Raw genomic sequence first — 16,263 nt, 5'->3', positions numbered from 1 at the left:
TCTTCAGCGTGGCGCCAGTCTCCGGCCTCACGCGGCGTGAGGGTCAAGCACTGGATGACAGCGTGTGTCGCATCATAGCGCGCCCGCGCGCGCTCAGCGCCGGTCCCGGTCACCGGTCGCCGGGACCGGCGGCGCCGACCAGCGCCCGGTAGCGTGGCCAGTCCCAGCCCGCCCCGGGGTCGCTGTGGGTCTGCCTGGCGTAGTTGACGTGGCCCTTGACGTTGTACAGCGCATCGGCCGGCACCGCGTCCCAGCCCAGGGCGCCGTCGTAGACGGCGGGCGCCAGGCCGCGCGCGGCGAGGATGTCGCGGGCCAGCGCCGCCGAGGCCTGGTACATGGCCTCGCTGTACCAGGCCTTAGGGCTGTCGACATAGCCCTCGTGCTCGATGCCGACCGTGTAGCCGTTGGCGTTGCCGGCGTGCCAGGCCTTGTCGGCCTCGCGCACCATCTGGGTGACCTGGCCGTCCGAGGAACGGATCACGTAATGGGCGCTTACGCCCGCGCCGCAATGCTGGAACCAGGAGATCGCGGCCGCGTAGGAGCCCTGGGTGGTGTGCAGCGTCAGGTGGCTGACCGGCGTGCTGCGCGCCGAGTAGTTGCAGCTCGCCGCCGGCCGCCAGATGGCCGAGGGGTGGTCGGCGGCAAGGGTGGCGCGCGGGGCGGACAGCCTGTCCAGCAGCGCCTTGCCATAGATGGCTTCGAGCGCCACCGGCCGCTTGCCGATGCGATAGCGCTGCCCGGCGCGTCCCTCCTGGATCGCGGCGAAGACTTCGTAGGTATAGATGCGTGAGATGTCCGCCTGCGCGATGCCGCTGTAGCGGGCGACGGCGGCTTCCCAGTCCTCGAGCGCAGCGGCGCGCGAGCCCGGTGCGCCGTGGCGGGCGAGCAGGGCGGCGGCGGCGCGGATGTTGCTGCGCGTGTCCTCGGCCGCCTGGGCCGGGGTGAGGCCGATCAGGGCGGCGCCCTGGCGCAGCGAGCGGCCGAAGAAGACGTCGTCGCGCAGGCCCATGATGCCGTAGCCGATCGGCATGCCGTGGTGGGGTTCGACCTCGACCTCGGGTTCCCCGGCCCCCTTGCGCCGGCCGCGCGGCACATGCGGCTGCCAGCGCGTCTCGGCATAGGCGATCGCTTCGAGCAGCTCGACCGGCACCCCGAATTCTTCCGCGGCGGCGCGGAACCATTGCTGGTAGCGCTGCGCCGCGGCGTCGAGCGCGGGAGCCTCGGCGCCGGCGTGGCAAGGCGCCCCCCAGGCCAGCGCCGCGCCCAGCCATGCCCATGCGTGCAGCTTCATGCTCGCCCCCCGTGCTTAGCGTCCTGTGCAATATTTCGCCGGACGGGCGGAAAGCGTGTTGATCCTCGACAGGAAGAAAGGCCTGCTCAATGCGTCGCGCATTTCGGCCCGTAGAGGGCCACCAGCGCCTGGTTCTCCAGCCGCATCAGGATGTCGAGCAGGCCCAGCGACACGCGCTGCAGCTCGTCGATCAGGGGCGTGACCTCGGCCAGGCCCGCCCCTTCGCGCACCCTGGCGACCGCGCGCGCCCCGACCGCGTGCAGTTCGTCATGGACCAGCTTCGCGCGCTCGAAGTCGGCCAGCCAGGCCAGTCCCGGGCCGGCGCTGTCGAACCAGCGGCCGATCGCGCACAGGCTGGCGGTAAGCTGTGGATGGTCGGCCAGCTGACGCGAGGGCGCGCCCGGCGCCAACATGGCCGAGCGCACCACGAAGCTCACCAGGCGCTTGCGCCACTGGATGTGGTCCATGATCGCCATGTGGATGGTCCCGACCGCGATCGACACCGGGCAGCCGGTGAACTGGCTCTGCGCCATCAGCTCGTGCAGGCCGAGCGGGCGGCTGATCAGGTAGCCCTGGACCTTGGAGGCGCCCGCCTCCAGCAGGAAGTGGTACTGCGCCTCCTGTTCCACGCCCTCGGCCACCAGGTCGATGTCGAGTTCGTGCGCCAGCCGGATCGCGGAGCGCACGATGTGGGCGTTCTTCTCGGACGTGAGCATGCGTCCGATCAGGCCCTGGTCGATCTTGATGGTCGAGAAGGGCCAGCGCGAGAGCGTGTCGACCGAGGAGTAGCCGGTGCCGAAATCGTCCATCGCCAGCCCCAGGCCGGCGTCGCGCAGGTACTGGACGTTCTCCTGCACCTGGGCGCCGCTGTGCATGGCCTCGCCCTCGGTGAGTTCGACCTCGAGCTGCTCGGGCGCGATGCCGCTGGCGGAGAGCTCGCCGAGGATCTGGCGCACCAGGCGGTCGTCGCGGAAGTCGCTGGCGGTGGCGTTGAAGGAGACCGGGGTGTAGGGCGTCTTGTGCAGCGTCGCCATGTCGTTGAACAGCAGCGGCACGATGTGCGAAGTCAGGCGGGGCAGCAGGCCGGCGCGCTCGGCCACCGGAATGAATTCGGCGGGCGGCAGCATGCTGCCGTCCGCGCGCCGCCAGCGCAGCAGGGCTTCGCTGCCCGCCACGCCGGAATGGCGCAGCGAATACTTGGGCTGGTAGAACAGGCAGAATTCCTGGTTCGCCATGCCCGCCTCGATATCTCGCGCGCTCACCATCATGTACCTCACGGTTGTGTGTGTTTACAAATTAGCAAAAACTAATTGAAGGTCAAGACGGCATAAGGGTGAGTTGATCATCCCAGCGGGACAAGCGCGCGGCGCAAGCGCGGGACGCAGGCGGGGGACGCAAGCGCGGGACGCTGCATCGTCCTCGCGCCGCTGGCGGTACAATAACGGATTCGACAATCTTTCCAACGAGATCGCCATGGCCGTCAATTCCCCTCTGCCCGTCGCAGCCGACCTGAAACCCGTCAACGGCATCGAGATCGGCTTCGCCGAAGCCGGCATCAAGAAGCCCAATCGCAAGGACATCCTGGTGATGAAGCTGGCGGAAGGCGCCACCGTGTCGGGCGTGTTCACCCTGAACCGATTCTGCGCCGCGCCGGTGCAGGTAAGCAAGGCCAATCTCTCGGCCGTGCGGGCGGGCGGCGCCCCGATCCGCGCGCTGGTGGTCAACACCGGCAACGCCAACGCCGGCACCGGCGAGCAGGGCCTGGCCAACGCCCAGGCCACCTGCGCCGAGCTGGCGCGCCTGCTGGACCTGCAGCCCCAGCAGGTGCTGCCGTTCTCGACCGGCGTGATCCTCGAGCAGCTGCCGATCCAGAAGGTCGTCGCCGGCCTGCCGGCGGCCGTCGCCAACCTCAAGGCCGACAACTGGTTCAACGCCGCCGAGGCGATCATGACCACCGACACCCAGCCCAAGGCGGCCTCGCGCAGCGTGAACATCGGCGGCCACAGCGTGACCCTGACCGGCATCAGCAAGGGCGCCGGCATGATCAAGCCGAACATGGCGACCATGCTCGGCTACGTGGCCCTGGACGCCAAGGTCGCCCAGCCGGTGCTGGACGAACTGGTCAAGCACGCCGCCGACCACTCCTTCAACAGCATCACCATCGACGGCGACACCTCGACCAACGATTCCTTCATGCTGATCGCCACCGGCGCTGGCAGCCTGCGCATCGACAGCGCCAGCGGCCCCGACTACGAGGCGCTGAAGGAAGCCGTGACCGAGATCTCGCGCAACCTGGCGCAGCAGATCATCCGCGACGGCGAAGGCGCGACCAAGTTCATCACCATCACCGTCGACGAAGGCCGCGACGTGGCCGAGTGCCGCAAGATCGCCTACGCGATCGCCCACTCGCCGCTGGTCAAGACCGCCTTCTTCGCTTCCGACCCCAACCTGGGCCGCATCCTGGCTGCGGTCGGCTACGCCGGCGTCGACGACCTCGACGTGACCAAGCTCGATCTCTACCTGGACGACGTCTGGGTGGCCAAGAGCGGTGGCCGCAACCCGGACTACAAGGAAGAGGACGGCCAGCGCGTGATGAAGCAGTCCGAGATCACGGTGCGCGTCAAGCTGGCGCGCGGCGACGCCACCGCCACGGTCTGGACCTGCGACCTGTCGCACGACTACGTCTCGATCAACGCCGACTACCGTTCCTGAGCCGATGTCGCCGCTGGAACAGTTCCTGCACCGCGCCGAGGCCCTGCTCGCGCGCGTCGAGGCGCTGCTGCCGCCCGCCAATCCGCGCGAGCCGGACTGGAAGCGCAGCTTCGCCTTCCGCTGGCGCAAGCGCGCCGGCGGGGCCGGCAACTACCTGCAGCCGGTGCTGCACGCCTCGACCATCCGTTTCGAGGACCTGCGCCACGTCGAGGCGCAGAAGCGCCAGATCGAGCAGAACACCCGCCAGTTCGTGCTGCGCCGGCCCGCCAACAACGTGCTGCTGACCGGCGCGCGCGGCACCGGCAAGTCGTCCCTGATCAAGGCCTGCCTGAACGGCTTCGCCGACCAGGGCCTGCGCCTGATCGAGGTCGACAAGGCCGACCTGGCCGACCTGCCCGACATCGTCGACCTGGTGGCCGGGCGCCCGGAGCGCTTCGTGATCTTCTGCGACGACCTGTCCTTCGAGGAGGGCGAGGCCGGCTACAAGGCGCTCAAGGTGGCGCTGGACGGCAGCATCAGCGCCCAGTCGGACAACGTGCTGATCTACGCGACCTCGAACCGGCGCCACCTGATGCCCGAGAAGATGTCGGACAACGCCGGCTACACCCACGGCGAGGACGGCGACCTGCATCCGGGCGAGACGGTGGAAGAGAAGATCTCGCTGTCCGAGCGTTTCGGCCTGTGGCTGTCCTTCTATCCCTTCCGCCAGGACGACTACCTCGACATCGTCGGCCACTGGCTGGCCGGTTTCGGCTGCAGCGCCGAACAGATCGCGGCGGCGCGCCAGGAAGCCCTGCAATGGGCGCTGCAGCGCGGCTCGCGCTCGGGCCGCGTGGCTTGGCAATTCGCGAAAGACTATGCCGGCCGGCTGCCGGAAGGTGAGGGCCATGCGTGACGCGGCCGCCAAGCGCCCGGTCGACGTCGCGGTCGGGATCCTGATGCGTTCCAACGGCGACGTGCTGCTGGGCCAGCGCCCCGAGGGCAAGCCCTATGCCGGCTACTGGGAATTCCCGGGCGGGAAGGTGGAGCCGGGCGAGGACATCTTCGCCGCCCTGCAGCGCGAGTTCGTCGAGGAACTCGGCGTGCGGGTGCTGGCGGGCGAGGCCTGGTGCTGCGTCGAGCACGTCTACGAGCACGCCCACGTGCGGCTCTACTTCTACATCTGCCGCGAGTGGGCCGGCGAGCCGCAGAGCCTGGAAGGCCAGGCCTTCGCCTGGCAGGGCGCCTACAGCGTCAGCCCGCTGCTGCCGGCCACCATCCCGCTGCTCGAATGGCTGGACCGGGTGCGCTTCACGGACCCTTCCCCCGACCGTTCCCCGTCCTAGCATGAAGGTCCTGATCCTCGGCAGCGGCGTGGTCGGCACCGCCAGCGCCTACTTCCTGGCGCGGCAGGGGATGGAAGTCACGGTGATCGAGCGCCAGCCGGGCGCTGGCATGGAGACCAGCTTCGGCAACGCCGGCGAGATCTCGCCCGGCTATGCTTCGCCCTGGGCCGGGCCGGGCATGCCGGCCAAGGCCTTGCGCTGGATGCTGCAGCCGTTTTCGCCGCTGGTGATCCGCCCGCGCATCGACCCGGCGCAGTGGCGCTGGCTGCTCGGCTTCCTGGCCAACTGCAATGGCGCCAGCTACGCCCGCAACAAGGAGCGCATGCTGCGCCTGGCCGAGTACAGCCGCGACGTGCTGGTGCAGCTCAGGCGCGACACCGGCATCGCCTACGACGAGCGCAGCCGCGGCACCCTGCAGCTGTTCCGCACCCAGCGCCAGCTCGACGCCTGCGCCAAGGACACGGCGGTGCTGGACCGCCACGGCGTGCCCTACCAGGTGCTGGACGCGGCCGGCTGCGTGCGCCAGGAACCGGCCCTGGCGCGGGTGCGCGAGCGCGTGGCCGGCGGCCTGCTGCTGCCCAAGGACGAGACCGGGGACTGCTTCAAGTTCACCTCCCGGCTGGCCGAACTGGCCAAGGAACTCGGCGTGCGCTTCGAGCATGGCGTGCGGGTCGAGGGCCTGCTGGCCGAAGGGCAGCAGCTCACCGGCGTGCGCACCTCGCGCGGCGAGCTGCGCGCCGACCGCTACCTGGTGGCGCTGGGCAGCTATTCGCCACTCCTGCTGCGCCCGCTCGGCATCCATCTTCCCGTCTATCCGGTGAAGGGCTATTCGCTCACCGCCCCGATCCGCGACGCCGGGGGCGCGCCGGAATCGACGGTGATGGACGAGAGCTTCAAGGTCGCGATCACGCGCCTGGGGGACCGCGTCCGCATCGGCGGCACGGCGGAGCTGGCCGGCTACGACCTGGGCCTGCGCGCCGCGCGGCGGGCGGCGCTGGAGCATTCGGCGGGCAGCCTGTTCCCGGACGGCGCGGATCTCGCCGAGGCCTCCTTCTGGTGCGGGCTGAGGCCGATGACGCCGGACGGCCCGCCGGTGCTGGGGCCGACGCCCTACCGCAACCTGTTCCTGAACACGGGCCACGGCACCCTAGGCTGGACCATGGCCTGCGGCTCGGGCCGGGTGCTGGCCGACCTGCTGGCGGGGCGCAGGCCCGAGATCGGCCTGGACGGCCTGGGCATGGACCGCTACCGGGGCCGGCGGCCGCTCGCGGCGCCGGCGCGCATGCCGGCCTAGTCGCCCGCGTGCAGCAGGCGGCCGCCGCCGAAGGCCCAGTTCTCCCAGCTGGTTTCCTTGAAGGCCACCATCACGTTCTCGGGATCGAGACCGGCCTGCTGCAAGCGCTGCATCAGGTCGGTGAGGAGTTTCTTCTTGACCTTGACGCTGCGGCCGACCGACCACAGGATCTCGATCAGCACGAAGTCCTCGGTGCGCGGGCGCTGTAGATCAGGGTAGCCGGGGTCGTAGCGGAAGTCGTCGGCCTCGAGTTCCAGCACGCGCTGGAAGCGGTCGGTCTCGGGGACGCCACTGGCGACCAGGGATTGGTGGACGGCGTCCAGCACCTGGGTCTTGAAGGCGGAGGTCTTGGGTTTGCGGACGGTGAGGGTAACCAGGGGCATGCGGGGACTCCTGTGCGCCCGGCGGTGGCGCCGCAGGCCGGCGGGCGGTGCGGGATCGAGGGAGAGGCGCCGCTGCCAGTGTAGCGCCTGCGGCGCGATCCTGCTGGGCAGGCGAGAGCCGGCCTGGGGGCCGGTTCAGCGGTCCTCGGGCGGGAGATCTTGCGGATCGGTTGGCGGGCCGCCGGGAATCGTGTACTTCTCTTCGGCCCAGGCGCCCAGGTCGATCTTCTTGCAGCGCTCGGAGCAGAACGGGCGGAAGGCGTTTTTCGCGCTCCACTCGACCTTCTTGCCGCAGGTGGGGCAGGATACGACGGTCATTGCAGCATCAATCAAGAATCAATCAAAAATTACACAGTGTCAGGTCGAAAGGCACGTCTTCTTCCAGGGGCTTGGGCTTGAGGTCGCCGCCCTGGGTGGTGAAGCGTACCCACAGCATATACTTGTTTGCCGAAATCTCGGGAATCGCGCCCAGGGATTCGTCCAGCGAGAGGCGCAGCATCTGGTACACCTTCCCCTGCAGCATCTGCTGGTAGCTGCCGCTGGTGGCGATCATCTTCACCGGGCTGCCCGAATCGCGCAGCAGGCGCAGCACCAGGGACAAGGCGTCCAGCAGCGGGGCCAGCGGGGCGAACCAGGTCATGATGTCGGCGTGGCGCTGCTCGGCCGGACGGCGCTGCCAGGCGTAGTAGGAGGGCAGGTCGAACTCGCAGGCCCCGCCGGGGATGATGGTGCGGCCGCGGATGCTCATCAGCCATTCGTTCTCGCGCACGTTCTGGCCGGTCTTGCCCTGGCTCGCCACCAGGGCGCTGCTCACCGCGTCCAGCTCGCCCAGCACCGCGTCCAGGGCCTCGGCCGCCACCGCGGGATTGCTGCGGTAGGCCAGCAGGCTTTGCTTCTGGCGCTCGAGTTCCTGCAGCAGGTCGGATTTGAGGTCGGCGCGTCCCGCCACTTCGAGCATGTCGAAGATCGTCGCCAGCGCGACGTGATGCTGCATCGGGTGTTCCTGATGCACAAAGAACTTGAACTTCTCGTACAGGTCTTCCAGCCGCAACAACGTGCGAATCCGCTCGTTGAATGGATATTCGTAGACGATCAAAATGACATTCCTCTGAATGTAGGCGGGCTGGCAACCCCGTGATTCTGAACCATGCTGCGCAAAATTACAAACCCTGCATCGATCTTGTTACATTCATACGCTTTGCGCCAGATACCGGGCGTGCAGGCGCTCCACCTGGGGCCGCAATGCCTCGAGGCCGTCCTCGTTGACGATCACGTCGTCGGCCGCAGCCAGCCTTTGTTCCCGCGTCACCTGGGTCGCCATGATGGCACGCACCTGCTCGGCCGATAGCTTGCTGCGCGTCATGACCCGCGCCACCTGGGTTTCCTCGGAACAGTCGATCGCCAGCACACGGCTGACGCGCTCGCGCCAGCTGCCCGACTCGATCAGCAGGGGCACGACGAAGATCACGTAGGGGCCGGTGGCGATGGCCGCGGCCGCCGCCGTGGCCTCGCGGATGCGCGGATGCAAAATGGCTTCGAGGCGGGCGCGGGCGCCGGGGTCGGAAAACACCAGGGTGCGCATCGCGGCGCGGTCGAGGGCGCCGTCCGGGGTGGCGTAGCCGGGGCCGAATTCGGCCAGCAGGGCCGGCATGGCGGCGCCGTGGGGGGCGGTCAGGCTGTGGGCGATCTGGTCGGTGTCGATCACCGAGGCGCCGAGCGCGGCGAACATGTCGGCCACGGTGGTCTTGCCGCAGCCGATGCCGCCGGTGAGGCCGACCGAGAAGGCGGTTTTCATGCCCCGGCGACCACGCTCTGGATGAACAGGCTGATCTGCTCGCCCCAGAGCAGGGTGATCAGGCCGGCGGCCGCCAGGTAGGGGCCGAAGGGGATGGGCTTGTTGCGGCTGCGCTTGGCGAACACGATCAGGCAGATGCCGACCACCGCGCCCACCACCGAGGACAGCAGGATGATGGCGGGCAGCTTGGCCCAGCCCAGCCAGGCGCCCAGGCCGGCCAGCAGCTTGAAGTCGCCATAGCCCATGCCTTCCTTGCCGGTGGCCAGCTTGAACAGCCAGTACACCGCCCACAGCACCAGGTAGCCGGCCACGGCGCCGATCACGGCGTCGCGCAAGGGGACGAAGTTGCCGTTCATGTTCACCAGCAGGCCGGTCCAGATCAAGGGATAGGTCAGGTCGTCCGGCAGCAGCTGGGTATCGAAGTCGATGAAGGTCATCGCGATCAGGAGGTAGGCGAACATCAGTGTCGCCGCGCCCAGCGCGCCGCTGCCGAAGGTCCATACCAGCAGGCCCGACACGACTGCCGTCAGCAGCTCCACGCCTGGGTAGCGCTTCGGGATCGGCGTCTTGCACGAGCTGCACTTGCCGCCCAGGGCCAGCCAGCTGATCACGGGCACGTTTTCCAGCGCGGTGATCTGGTGCCCGCAGCCGGGGCAGCTCGAACGCGGCACCATCAGGTTGAAGCGGTCCTGGTGCGGCGGCTCCTTGCCGGTTTCCTGGGCCACGTAGTTGTCGGACTCGCGCTGCATCATCTTCGGGATCCGGTAGATGACCACGTTGAGGAAGCTGCCGACCAGCAGGCCGAAGAGGGCGGCGGCCAGGGCGGCGCCGAGGTTGGCCGGCGGCGCGGACAAGAGGGATTCCAAAGGCATGTGCTGTCGATCCGTCAATAAAGATGTTCGTAAGATGATTCCTTACGTCAACCTTATTGTAGGGGTTTTCTGCCTTTTGGCGAAGGCCGCAAGGCGCTAAATCCTGCAATATGCGCACGATTGTGACGGATCAGGGGCGGATCGTGGCGCGCCGCTACGCTGGAGCCCGACCGAAACCTTGCCGGGCCCCCGCCATGCCACGCACGACCTTCACCTTTCTCAACCATGCAGGCTTCCTGCTGCGCACCGACACGGCCCTGCTGCTGTGCGATCCCTGGCTCGAAGGCGAGGTGCTGGGCGGGGCCTGGCGCCTGGTCGACCGCTCGACCAGCGACGCGGCCCTGATCGCGCAGCTCAACGCCTGCGGGCTGCCGGTCTTCGTCTGGCATTCGGGCGCCCAGCCCGACCGCCTGTCGCTGTCTTTCCTCAGGCGTTTCCGCGACGGGTTCCGCGGCATCGTCACCTTTCTCTACCGCCAGGGCCGCGACTGGCGCCTGGCGGACGAGCTGCGCCGCCAGCGCTTCGCCACGGCCGAATGCCGCGAGGGCCAGCCGGTGGCCTTGGGCGCCGACCTGCGCCTGACCGCCTTCGCCAATGGCGAGGCGGACAGCTGGTGCCTGCTCCAGGCCGGGCGCCGCAACATCCTCAACCTCGGCGAACGGGCCCTGCCGACCCGCGCCGCCTGCCGCCTCGCCGCCGAGCGCCTGCGCCGGCGCGCGCCGCGCATCGACCTGCTGCTGAGCGGCTTCGCGGACATGGGCTGGTGCGGCAACCCGGACGGCTTCGCCCAGCGCGAGGCGGCGGCCGCGCGCGGCATCGAGCGCCTGGCCAGCCAGATCGAGGTGCTGCGGCCGCGCCTGGTGGTGCCGGTGGCGTCCTTCGCGCGTTTTGCCCGCGCCGACAACGCCTGGCTCAATCACGGACGGCGCAGCCCGGCCGGCGTGCTGGAGTCGCCGCGCCTCGAGCCGCTGCGCGCGGCGATCCGTTTCCTGCAGCCGGGCGCCAGCATCGATCTCGAGCGGGACAGCGCGGCCAGCCTGGCGCTGCGCGACGAACTCGCGCTCGCGCACTGGTCGGCCTGCTGGCGCGCGCAGCGGCCGCCGGCCCCACGCCCGCAGGCCGCCAGCCTTGCCGAGCTCAAGAGCGCATTCGCGCGCTACGGCGAACGCGCGGGCGCGGCCTTGCATGGGCTGCCGCGCGCCCTGGAAGGCGTGGGCCTGCTGCGCCCGCTGGTGCTGCACCTGGCTGACCTGCGCCAGACCCTCGAACTGTCCTACCGCCATGGCGTGCGCCTGCTGGCGCGCGAGGCGCCAGCCGACCTGGCCATGTGCTCCGGCACCGCGCTCTACCTGCTCAAGGCCGAGGACGGCTTCGACGCCACCTATGCCGGCGGCTGCTTCTGGGTGATGCGGCCCGAGGGCCTGTCACGCTTCGGCAGGTTTTTCCTGCCGCAGCGCATGGCGCGGCGCGGGCTGGACCGGCGCAGGCCGCTGGCGATGGGGGGCTTGCTGCTGCGCGCGGGCCTGGGAGGCATCGCGCGCCGGATGGGAGCCGCGCTGCGCTGATCGCGGCAAGGGGTATGATGGCGGCATTTTCGACACAGCATATTGCCATGGACAAGGACGACCAACTCAGCCCGGCATCGATGGATGCGCTGCGCGCGCGCTTCGAGCAGCAATCGCGCAAGGCGCAGGCCTACTACAACCTCATGCACGCGGCGCGCGCCCTGGCCGGCTCGGACGAGGCCGCGAACGCGTGGATGAATGCGCCGCTGGCGGACTTCGGCGGCAAGACCCCGGCCCAGCTGGCGGCCGAGGGAAACGAAGCGGAGCTGCTGGCTTTCCTGCGCGCCCAGCCTGCGGGCAAGCGCGGCTAGGCGGAGAAGGCGCCGGCCCGGCCGGCGCCCATGCGCTTCAGACCACCGAACCCAGCTTAAAGATCGGCAGGTACATGGCAATCACCAGGCCGCCGATCAGCACGCCCAGCACCACCATGATCAAGGGTTCCATCAGCGAGGACAGGGCGGCCACCGCCTCGTCCACCTCGGCCTCGAAGAAGTCGGCCACCTTGCCCAGCATGGCGTCGAGCGAGCCAGATTCCTCGCCGATCTGCACCATCTGGGTCACCAGATTGGGGAACACGTTGGCGTTCTGCATCGAGGCGGTCAGGCTGGTGCCGGTCGAGACTTCGCTCTGGATCTTGCGCGTCGCTTCCAGGTAGACCGCATTGCCGGAGGCGCCGCCGACCGAGTCCAGGGCCTCCACCAGCGGCACGCCGGCCGCGAACATGGTCGACAGGGTGCGGGTCCAGCGCGCGATGGTGGCCTTGCGCACCACCTCGCCGAAGATCGGCACGCGCAGCAGCACCCGGTCCATGGCCTGCTGCATCTTGAGCGAGCGGCGCCAGGCCTGGAAGAAGAAATACAGGGTGCCGAACAGGCTGCCGAAGATCAGATACCACCACTCGACCACGAAGTCCGACATCGCCATGACCACCAGGGTCGGGGTCGGCAGGTCGGCGCCGAAGCTCTCGAACACCGACTTGAAGGCGGGCACCACCCAGATCATGATCACGGCCGTGACCACGAAGGCGATCGCCAGGATCGAGATCGGGTACATCAGGGCCGACTTGATCTTGGCCTTGATGGCGAGCGTCTTTTCCTTGTAGATGGCCAGGCGGGTGAGCAGGTCTTCCAGGATGCCGGCCTGTTCGCCGGCGCCCACCAGGTTGCAGAACAGCGGGTCGAAGTACAGCGGGTACTTGCGGAAGGCGCGGTTCAGGCTGGTGCCGGTCTCGACGTCGGCGCGCAGGTCGTTGATCAGCTTGGCCATCGCAGGGTTGGCGTGGCCCTTGCCGACGATGTCGAAGGATTGCAGCAGCGGCACCCCGGCCTTCATCATGGTCGCCAGCTGGCGGGTGAACATGGTCAGGTCCTTGTCCGTGATCTTGCGCCCGCTGCGGTAGACCTTCTTCTTGATCTTGGTCACCATGATGCCCTGGCGGCGCAGGGTGACGTTGACGATCGCCTCGCCGCCGGCACGCACCTCGCCGCGCACGATGCGTCCGGTCTTGTCCTTGCCTTCCCATGCGTAGACCGATTCCTTGATCTGGACGCCGCCGCGTTTGGATTGGAGGGAGCTAGCCATAGTGTTCCTATTCGTTGGTGCAGCCGAGCACTTCTTCGAGGCTGGTCAGCCCCTGTTTCACTTTCATCAGGCCGGAGCGGCGCAGCGAATTCACGCCTTCCTTCTCGGCCTGGGCCGCGATCTGCATCGCATTGCCGTGCGCCAGGATCAGCTCCTCGATCGCGGGCGAGATCGGCATGATCTGGTAGATGCCGACCCGGCCCTTGTAACCCGAGCCCAGGCAGCGGTCGCAGCCGACCGGGCCGTAGGGCTTCCAGCTATCGTCGATGTCCTGCTCGCGGAAACCGGCGGCCAGCAGGGCCTCATGGCCGATCTCGATCGGCTGCTTGCAGCCGCACAGGCGGCGCGCCAGGCGCTGGGCCGTGATCAGGATCACCGAGGACGCGATGTTGAACGGCGCCACGCCCATGTTCATCAAGCGCGTCAGGGTAGAGGGCGCGTCGTTGGTGTGCAGGGTCGAGAACACCATGTGGCCGGTCTGGGCGGCCTTGATCGCGATGTCGGCGGTCTCCAGGTCGCGGATCTCGCCGACCATGATGATGTCCGGGTCCTGGCGCAGGAAGGACTTGAGCGCCACCGGGAAGGTCAGGCCGGCCTTGTCGTTGACGTTGACCTGGTTGACGCCAGGCAGGTTGATCTCGGCCGGGTCTTCCGCGGTCGAGATGTTGATGCCGGGTTTGTTCAGCAGGTTGAGGCAGGAGTACAGCGACACCGTCTTGCCGGAGCCGGTCGGGCCGGTCACCAGCACCATGCCGTAGGGGCGGGTGATGGCGTCCAGCAGCAGGGCCTTCTGGTCCGGGTCGTAGCCGAGCGCGTCGATCCCCATCTGCGCCTGGGTGGCGTCGAGGATACGCATCACGGTCTTCTCGCCGAACAGCGTGGGCAGGGTGCTGACCCGGAAGTCGATGGTGCGGGTGGGCGAGAGGATCAGGCGCATGCGGCCGTCCTGGGGCACGCGCTTCTCGGCGATGTCCAGGCGCGCCAGCACCTTGATGCGCGAGACCAGCTTTTCGCGGATCGAGAGCGGCGGGCTGGCGTGGTCGCGCAGCACGCCGTCCACGCGCATGCGGATCCGGTAATACTTCTCGTAGGGCTCGAAGTGGATGTCCGAAGCGCCGATCTGCACCGCGTCCAGCAGGATCTTGTTGAGGAAGCGCACGATCGGCGCGTCCTCGACCTCGTTGGCGGTGTCGACCGCCGCCAGCGGCTGGGCGTCTTCCTCGGCGAACTCGATCTCGCCATCGTCGCCGGCCAGCTCGTTCAGGCTCTGCTCGGCGTTCTTGGACAGCTTGGCCAGCAGGGCCAGCAGGGCGTCGTGGGGCACGATCACCGGCTCGACCGACGATTCGCTCTGGAACTTGATCTGGTCCAGGGCCTGGCTGTTGGTCGGGTCGGACAGGGCCACCGACATCTTGTTGCCGCGCTTGGCGAGCGCGATCACGCGCTGGGCCTGCATCAGCTTGTCGTCGATGGCGTTGGCCGGCAGCGCTTCGGGCGCGAAGGAAGCCAGGTCGAGCAGGGGATAGCCGAAGGTCTCGGCGCAGAACGCGGCCAGGGCGCCCGGTTCGATCGCGCCGCCGGCCAGCAGGGCGTCGATGAAGGGGGTCTTGTCCTGGGTCGCCTTCTTCTGCAGGGCGTCGGCCTGGGCCGGTGTCAGGCGTCCCGCCTGGACCAGGGCGCGCGCCAAGCCGGACAGCGGCGTGCCTGTGGTCGTGTTCGGGAGGACTGCTGCCATAAAGAGCCGTACTTAGCCGTGGAATTAGAGAAACGACAAGGGCGCCGGGCGGACGCGACCCGCCGGCGGAGTCTCCTGATGATGCCTACAGGCACTAAATTTGTAAAGTATTTGCGTTGCATGAAGATGCATCCACGCCACGTAGACGAAATGGCATGGCAGCGGGAGCATGCCTCAGAAGGGCAGCAGCCGCCTTGCGCTAACCGGGCGCAGCAGCTTGACGACCTTGATCGCCTGGTTCTGGACTTGCACCACCTCGATGATGCAATTGCCGATCTTGAGGGAGATCGGGGCCTCGGGGATGTCCTGGAGCTGTTCCAGCAGCAGGCCGTTGACGGTCTTGGGGCCGTCCAGGGGCAGGGAGAGCCCGAGCTTCTTGTTGATGTCGCGCAGCGGCGTGCTGCCTTCGAGCAGGCATTCGCCCCTGGCGTTCCATGCCACCGCCTCGCCGCGCGCGGCGCCCGGCATCGAGGTGGTGAAGTTGCCGATCATCTCTTCGATGATGTCGTCGAGGGTGACCAGGCCCTGCACCTCGCCGTACTCGTCGACGATGATGCCGAGCCGCTCGCGCTGTTCCTGGAACTGCTGGAGCTGGTCGAGGGCGTGGGTTTCCTGGGGCACGAAGTAGGGCGCGACCAGCAGTTCGCGCAGGTGGTCCTTGTCCAGTTCGTCCGCCTGGCGCAGCAGGCCGACCGCCTTGCGCACGTGCAGGATGCCGACGATGCGGTTGATCTCGCCTTCATAGACTGGCAGCTTGTTGTGGTAGCAGGTGGTGAGCTGGTCGAGGATGGTGTCGAGCGGCGCGGCCAGGTTCAGGGCTTCGATCTGGGCGCGCGGGACCATGATGTCGTCGACCTTGACCGATTCCAGGTCGAACAGGTTGAGCAGGATGCTGCGGTGCTTCTGGGCGCCGGTCGGCCCGCTGTCCAGCACGATCGAGCGCAGTTCCTCGGGCGAGAGGCGGGCGGGTGGGGCGTCGGCGCCGGTGCGGATGCCCAGCAGGCGCAGCAGGCCGCGCACGAACAGGTTGACGATGCCCACCACCGGGCGCGCCATGCGCAGCAGGGCCTGCAGCGGCAGGCTGGTGGCGACCGCGATCGGTTCCGGGTAGGTGGCGCCGATCACCTTGGGCGAGACTTCGGCGAACACGATCAGGAGGAAGGCGACGGTGGCGGCGGCGGCCGCGATCACGCCTTCCTCGTCGCCGTACAGGTCGATCGCCACCACGGTGACCAGGGCGGCGGCCATGGCGTTGAGCAGGATGTTGGCGATCAGGACCAGGGACAGGAAGCGGTCGGTGCGGGCCAGCAGCCAGAGCGAGGTAACCGCGCCGCGGTTGCCGCGCTCGGCCAGGTGGCGCAGACGGTACTTGTTGGAGGCCATCAGGGCCGTTTCGGCCATGGCGAAGAAGGCGGACAGCAGGATCAGGAGGACGAGTGCGAGGACGAGCACCCAAAGCGGGACGGTATCCAAGGCTCACCGGGAAAGTGCTTGCTGGGGGAGTTGATTCTAAGTTAAGTGTTGGGGTGGTGCAAGCGGGGGGCTGGCCGGGTGTCTGCCGGGGCTGGTGGGGGGAGGGTGAGAGTTCGTGGTCGGTTTGCAAACTTGGGTCCCCGCCTTCGCGGGGACGACGTTTACCGGTTAACGGGGAGAACCGATACGGTCTGTCTTCCGCCGCTGCCATAGCACGTCGTCCCCGCGAAGGCGGGG

Annotated in this window: 16 protein-coding genes; 6 read left to right on the top strand and 10 right to left on the bottom strand. The window is 68.4% G+C overall.

Annotated features, from left to right (window positions below; all coding sequences use genetic code 11):
* Nucleotides 1–109: 109 nt before the first annotated feature.
* The gene (locus B0920_RS13355; protein ID WP_078032962.1) at nucleotides 110–1,291 is read right to left on the bottom strand and encodes an N-acetylmuramoyl-L-alanine amidase; all 1,182 of its coding nucleotides are present in this window, start codon (nucleotides 1,289–1,291) and stop codon (nucleotides 110–112) included.
* Between the two features lie 86 nt (nucleotides 1,292–1,377).
* Nucleotides 1,378–2,556, bottom strand: a complete 1,179-nt coding sequence (locus B0920_RS13350; RefSeq protein ID WP_267873375.1) for an EAL domain-containing protein — start codon at nucleotides 2,554–2,556, stop codon at nucleotides 1,378–1,380.
* Nucleotides 2,557–2,764: 208 nt separating this feature from the next.
* Between B0920_RS13350 and argJ the strand changes: the two genes are divergently transcribed.
* From argJ to B0920_RS13330, 4 genes are read left to right on the top strand one after another with little or no spacing between them, the layout of a single operon-like run.
* On the top strand, nucleotides 2,765–4,003 hold the full coding sequence (argJ, locus tag B0920_RS13345; protein WP_078032960.1) for a bifunctional glutamate N-acetyltransferase/amino-acid acetyltransferase ArgJ: 1,239 nt from the start codon (nucleotides 2,765–2,767) through the stop codon (nucleotides 4,001–4,003).
* A 4-nt stretch (nucleotides 4,004–4,007) separates the two neighbouring features.
* On the top strand, nucleotides 4,008–4,898 hold the full coding sequence (locus tag B0920_RS13340; RefSeq protein WP_078032959.1) for an ATP-binding protein: 891 nt from the start codon (nucleotides 4,008–4,010) through the stop codon (nucleotides 4,896–4,898).
* Complete coding sequence (locus tag B0920_RS13335) at nucleotides 4,891–5,328, top strand: NUDIX domain-containing protein (RefSeq protein WP_078033414.1); 438 nt, start codon at nucleotides 4,891–4,893, stop codon at nucleotides 5,326–5,328. Before B0920_RS13340 ends, B0920_RS13335 begins: the two co-directional genes overlap by 8 nt.
* 1 nt (nucleotide 5,329) lies before the next feature.
* Nucleotides 5,330–6,622, top strand: a complete 1,293-nt coding sequence (locus B0920_RS13330; RefSeq protein ID WP_078032958.1) for a D-amino acid dehydrogenase — start codon at nucleotides 5,330–5,332, stop codon at nucleotides 6,620–6,622.
* On the opposite strand, the gene B0920_RS13325 is transcribed toward B0920_RS13330, so the two are convergent.
* The 5 genes from B0920_RS13325 to B0920_RS13305 all read right to left on the bottom strand — a co-directional run bounded on the left by B0920_RS13325 (nucleotide 6,619) and on the right by B0920_RS13305 (nucleotide 9,672).
* Nucleotides 6,619–7,005 carry a tautomerase family protein gene (locus B0920_RS13325; RefSeq protein ID WP_078032957.1) on the bottom strand — a complete coding sequence of 129 codons (387 nt, stop codon included), beginning with the start codon at nucleotides 7,003–7,005 and terminating at the stop codon, nucleotides 6,619–6,621. The two genes, B0920_RS13330 and B0920_RS13325, sit on opposite strands and share 4 nt — an antisense overlap.
* A gap of 135 nt (nucleotides 7,006–7,140) precedes the next feature.
* On the bottom strand, nucleotides 7,141–7,323 hold the full coding sequence (gene yacG / locus B0920_RS13320; RefSeq protein WP_078032956.1) for a DNA gyrase inhibitor YacG: 183 nt from the start codon (nucleotides 7,321–7,323) through the stop codon (nucleotides 7,141–7,143).
* Between the two features lie 22 nt (nucleotides 7,324–7,345).
* Entirely contained in the window at nucleotides 7,346–8,101 is a 756-nt protein-coding gene (gene zapD, locus B0920_RS13315; RefSeq protein WP_078032955.1) for a cell division protein ZapD, read from the bottom strand.
* 93 nt (nucleotides 8,102–8,194) lie between these two features.
* On the bottom strand, nucleotides 8,195–8,800 hold the full coding sequence (gene coaE, locus B0920_RS13310; RefSeq protein ID WP_078032954.1) for a dephospho-CoA kinase: 606 nt from the start codon (nucleotides 8,798–8,800) through the stop codon (nucleotides 8,195–8,197).
* A complete protein-coding gene (locus B0920_RS13305) occupies nucleotides 8,797–9,672 on the bottom strand; it encodes an A24 family peptidase (protein WP_078032953.1) in 876 nt (291 codons plus the stop codon). The genes coaE and B0920_RS13305 overlap by 4 nt, the downstream gene beginning before the upstream one ends.
* Before the next feature lie 194 nt (nucleotides 9,673–9,866).
* Here B0920_RS13305 and B0920_RS13300 point away from each other — a divergent pair, with 194 nt between their 5' ends.
* Both B0920_RS13300 and B0920_RS13295 read left to right on the top strand, forming a co-directional pair.
* Entirely contained in the window at nucleotides 9,867–11,237 is a 1,371-nt protein-coding gene (locus tag B0920_RS13300) for a hypothetical protein (protein ID WP_078032952.1), read from the top strand.
* Between the two features lie 47 nt (nucleotides 11,238–11,284).
* Entirely contained in the window at nucleotides 11,285–11,548 is a 264-nt protein-coding gene (locus B0920_RS13295; protein ID WP_229455485.1) for an MbcA/ParS/Xre antitoxin family protein, read from the top strand.
* A 37-nt stretch (nucleotides 11,549–11,585) separates the two neighbouring features.
* On the opposite strand, the gene B0920_RS13290 is transcribed toward B0920_RS13295, so the two are convergent.
* The 3 genes from B0920_RS13290 to B0920_RS13280 form a co-directional block, all read right to left on the bottom strand.
* Nucleotides 11,586–12,818, bottom strand: a complete 1,233-nt coding sequence (locus B0920_RS13290) for a type II secretion system F family protein (RefSeq protein ID WP_078032951.1) — start codon at nucleotides 12,816–12,818, stop codon at nucleotides 11,586–11,588.
* A 7-nt stretch (nucleotides 12,819–12,825) separates the two neighbouring features.
* Complete coding sequence (gene pilB, locus B0920_RS13285; RefSeq protein WP_078032950.1) at nucleotides 12,826–14,553, bottom strand: type IV-A pilus assembly ATPase PilB; 1,728 nt, start codon at nucleotides 14,551–14,553, stop codon at nucleotides 12,826–12,828.
* 174 nt (nucleotides 14,554–14,727) lie between these two features.
* Nucleotides 14,728–16,026: an HlyC/CorC family transporter gene (locus tag B0920_RS13280; protein ID WP_078032949.1), complete on the bottom strand. Its 1,299-nt coding sequence runs from the start codon at nucleotides 16,024–16,026 to the stop codon at nucleotides 14,728–14,730.
* Nucleotides 16,027–16,263 lie beyond the last annotated feature (237 nt).

This window comes from Massilia sp. KIM (assembly GCF_002007115.1).
In the GTDB taxonomy this organism is placed as follows: Bacteria; Pseudomonadota; Gammaproteobacteria; order Burkholderiales; family Burkholderiaceae_D; genus Telluria.
This window is presented reverse-complemented; position numbering and strand designations above follow the sequence as displayed.